Genomic DNA, 3,258 nt, shown 5'->3' with positions numbered 1-3,258 from the left:
CGATTATCCGAATAGCCATTTTTTTAGCAGTTCGATTTCGTCTTTATCCGTGATAATTGCTTCACTTAATAATTTCTTAAAAATCTCACATACTGCATGTTTGAAGTAAATATCGGACTCATTGCCTGAGCCAAATAATTCAACGGGAAACTCATCTTCGCCGCCACTCCAAGCCCAGTCATTGAATTTTTCGGAGAATACGGTTCCAATGTCGACAAGATTAGGATAGCGCTGCAAATAGTAAGCAAATTTTTTATCGATCTCGGGACACATTTCACTAAGCGAGTGCAGTAACTCCTCCCAGTTAGGGCCGTTAAGGTACCTTTTAGTTAGGCCTGACCCTACGAAAAGTATGGGCTGGCAGCCCATTGCTTCAATACATGTTTTAATATCATCCGTCACATCGTCTTTATATTTATCATAATCGCTCATATGCGCTCCCTGGTGTTTTTTGCCTGCTGAGCGAGGGGCGGTCACGTGACGGGATTCGTCAAGGATCTCAGTCTCCCCCAATGAGCAATGTCAGAATAGCCACTAGCCATCTCTGGTGGCTAGTGGCTTTGATCAAGATCGACGATTTTCATTTCTTTGATAACGATTACGGAGCCCTAGCAAGCAGAATCTGGCGCATCCAGCTCAGTGATTCGGATCTCAGCTTTTGGCCGATTGATGTCGGTTGTGATTATTAGAATCGGGCCCCACTCAGAGGTCGAAAACTCATGACGTTTCTAGACGTCTAGCGGGCAGCCGGACTGTCAGCACGTCGTAATACCCCGTCGTGTCAGTGCGTTGGCTCATGCGATTTCCGAGAAACCAAATAAGCAAATCCTCTGTGCCACAATGCGTAAGCTTTTGCACATAGTCTTTGAAGTGCTCAAGTCGGGTCAGAAATTCGACCCGATTCTGGCAGTTGCGCGGCGAGGATCAAGATGATGTCTACGCGGTCTGGCGTCCGCCATCAAAATCGCCACACAACCAGTATGGAAGCGAACTTGCCCCCGTGATCTGGTCAGTGCAGCCATCAAAATTCGGGTGTCTGTATTGCAAGCGCTTCGCGCTCGATCGCGGGGCAAGGCCCGCTCCCACAGGTTGGTGGTGGGGTGTGGGAGGCGCAGCCTGCATTCGAGATTTCATGGTCGTGGCCTCATCCCACGATGAGGACAGCAAAACCAAAAAACCGAGAAACAAAAAAGGCCCACCTTTCGGTGAGCCTTTCTCGTTTGAATCTATGGTGCCGGCACCAGGAATCGAACCCGGGACCTACTGATTACAAGTCAGTTGCTCTACCATCTGAGCTATACCGGCAGTAGGGCCGCTATTATAGCCATCGGTTTGGTTCTGTAAACCACTTCCTTTCACTTCGTTGCAAAAGCCCGCCCCACAAGGCCTGTAGCCCTGTCGGCTACCACCCGCGATGCATGCTGTTGACCCCAGGTTCCGCCTTGCTCGGGTCGAACAGCAGCGGCTTTTCCTGGTGGCAGCCACGCTTGCCGCAATGCACCTGGCTACGCCAGCCCTGGTCGCCCAAAATCTGCATGTTCGGCTGCTCCCAGCCCAACGGCGGGGATTTGTAGCCCGTGTTCTGGCAACCCGTCAAAAGCAACGCAAGCAGTACCAGGGCAATCGAGTTGTCCACAGTCATTTCCATCCCGTCAAAAAAGTTGTTCAAGGCCGCCGACTACAGTCAGTCCTTGTTGAGAATCCGCTGAATCGTCCCGCCACAGCCCTGGTAACACTGGTCGTAGTCACGCTCACAACTGAAGCTCGAACCACCACCGTAGGGGTAGCTGGGGTAATAACAGCTGCGCCGCGCCTCTTTCTTGCTCTTGCCGGCCTGGCAGAACTGGTAGGCGTTGAGGTTGGCCTGGTACAAGGCCCGGTCACTGCTCTCCTGCATGCGCACCAACTGCCCGCAATGGCTACGCTGCTGCGAGCATGAAGCTATGCAGTTCAGGCCATGGGCGCTGGGCGGTGGAGAGTAACGGTAGGTGTAGCTGGGGCCGCAGCCGCTAAGCAGGGCGACGGCCAATAACAGCGCAATGCGCCAAAGAGGTGATTTGCCCACGTGTTGCCAATTCCTTGTTCATTCCTCACTGAACTCCAGCAGATCGCCCGGCTGGCAGTTCAATGCGCGACACAACTTCTCCAGGGTCTCAATCTTGAACCCCTTGATCTTGCCGTTCTTCAGCAACGACAAATTAGCTTCGGTAATCCCAATAATCTCGGCCAGGTCCTTGGAACGGATCTTGTTCCTGGCCATGACAACGTCAAGTCGGATGATTATTGGCATGGGCGAAAGCTAGACATAGCAGTTGTGTTCATCACTGATGGTTTTGGCGTCACGCATGAGGAGGGAGAAGGCGCACAGCAAGATGCCTTTCATGATCTCGTAGACAGCCTGCGATGATACACCGATCGAGAAACTGAAGCTCCTTTCCCCTGGTGGCAGGTCGATGGCCAAACCCAGGCCCTGCAAGGTCCAGATCAGCGGCCAAAGCAGCGGCGTGCCAATGCACAACAACCCCACCCACCACAGCAACTTGATGTTCTGCACGGTCCAGGTCTGGCCCTTGGACAAGCGCAGGAAAAACAACCCGGTCAAGGCCAGCGCCAACGCCGAAAGGGTCATGGGGATGAAGTCCAGCGCTATCACCAGGCTCAAGGCCAGGAGTGATGGCTGGTAGCCGGGTGTTGCCAGCAAGGGCATCTGGTCGGCGAAGCTTTGCAGGTAGGCGGTTTTTACTTCGGCGAAGTCGAAGAGCCACAGCAACGCGCCACCCCCGAACTCGACCACCCCCGTGCCCCAGGCGAGTACTGCAGCGAATGCACCGATCACCCGTAGTCGTGATCTTGCGTAAGCCACTGTCTTGCTGTTCATGGTTTGCCTCCTTGTCGATTTGAGCGGGAGGCATTATTGAGCTTAAATTATCGCATTACAATAATTAATTCTCATGAATAGGTAATGTGCGACATTGTGTCTCGGGGCGTTGGCAGGATGAATGTCTTGCACAGCTTTTGTAGCCGCTGCCGACAGGCTGCGCTGGAGTCCCGCAGGGCTCCCAAAGGCGGCGCCTGCGTTGCAGGCGAGCGCAGCCTGACGGCAGCGGCTTGTATCTCGACTAACGCCTCTTTGGAGGCGATAGTTCTCGACTGATGATGCGATGAGCAGATGTAGCCTGGCAGGCTGCAGCACGTCTTGATAGAGCCATCGGCAACGTCGTCATCGGTGATCCCGCCGTTGCGCTCCATATCGACCTC

Annotated in this window: 6 protein-coding genes and 1 tRNA gene; all 7 read right to left on the bottom strand. The window is 53.7% G+C overall.

Annotation, left to right across the window (positions count from 1 at the left end; translation table 11 throughout):
- Positions 1-3: 3 nt before the first annotated feature.
- Positions 4-432 (bottom strand): SIR2 family protein, encoded by a 429-nt coding sequence (locus M5G11_RS27070; RefSeq protein ID WP_273910524.1) that lies wholly within the window; start codon positions 430-432, stop codon positions 4-6.
- Positions 433-1,229: 797 nt separating this feature from the next.
- Positions 1,230-1,305, bottom strand: a tRNA-Thr gene (locus M5G11_RS27065).
- A gap of 97 nt (positions 1,306-1,402) precedes the next feature.
- On the bottom strand, positions 1,403-1,642 hold the full coding sequence (locus M5G11_RS27060) for a hypothetical protein (protein WP_273910525.1): 240 nt from the start codon (positions 1,640-1,642) through the stop codon (positions 1,403-1,405).
- 42 nt (positions 1,643-1,684) lie between these two features.
- A complete protein-coding gene (locus M5G11_RS27055; protein ID WP_273910527.1) occupies positions 1,685-2,065 on the bottom strand; it encodes a hypothetical protein in 381 nt (126 codons plus the stop codon).
- 18 nt (positions 2,066-2,083) lie between these two features.
- Positions 2,084-2,290: a helix-turn-helix domain-containing protein gene (locus M5G11_RS27050; RefSeq protein WP_043211003.1), complete on the bottom strand. Its 207-nt coding sequence runs from the start codon at positions 2,288-2,290 to the stop codon at positions 2,084-2,086.
- A 9-nt stretch (positions 2,291-2,299) separates the two neighbouring features.
- Positions 2,300-2,878: a hypothetical protein gene (locus M5G11_RS27045; RefSeq protein ID WP_273910534.1), complete on the bottom strand. Its 579-nt coding sequence runs from the start codon at positions 2,876-2,878 to the stop codon at positions 2,300-2,302.
- A gap of 71 nt (positions 2,879-2,949) precedes the next feature.
- A partial coding sequence (locus tag M5G11_RS27040; RefSeq protein WP_273925440.1) for a hypothetical protein occupies positions 2,950-3,258 on the bottom strand: 309 nt, incomplete at its 5' end.

Source organism: Pseudomonas fontis (assembly GCF_028656955.1).
Classification (GTDB): domain Bacteria; phylum Pseudomonadota; class Gammaproteobacteria; order Pseudomonadales; family Pseudomonadaceae; genus Aquipseudomonas; species Aquipseudomonas fontis.
Note: the sequence above shows the minus strand (reverse complement) of the source record. Positions and strands in the feature narration are given on the sequence as shown.